Below are 332 nucleotides of genomic sequence, written 5' to 3' on the forward strand. Positions count from 1 at the left end.
TGCCACTCGGTCCCGGTAGAACAAATTTTCCACTCTTCACATCGGATAAAAATTTATCGATTGTTCCATTGTTTGCAATGGTTCCTAGATATGCTTTGGCCAAAATGACTTTTTGGTTTTCCCAAGCAAAGGCCTTCAAGTTGTCCATTCCTGAGATGATCGAGGAATCTAAACTGTATCCTGATTGGTCTAATTTCGTTTTTAATGTTTCAAATTTAGTAAGGGATACACCAATTTGATCCATTGACTGATCCAGCGGCAATCCTTGTGTTTCCAATCCATCAATCATAGATCGAAGTTCTGCAAATAGTTTGGCTGCTTCTTCTGCTGTT

The 332-nt window shown here is 39.2% G+C and carries 1 protein-coding gene; it reads right to left on the minus strand.

Features of this window, described 5'->3' with window-relative positions:
• Nucleotides 1-332: hypothetical protein (locus EHQ47_RS19740; protein WP_167483324.1), on the minus strand; the 332-nt coding region annotated here is incomplete at both ends.

The organism is Leptospira bourretii (genome assembly GCF_004770145.1).
Classification (GTDB): Bacteria; Spirochaetota; Leptospiria; order Leptospirales; family Leptospiraceae; genus Leptospira_A; species Leptospira_A bourretii.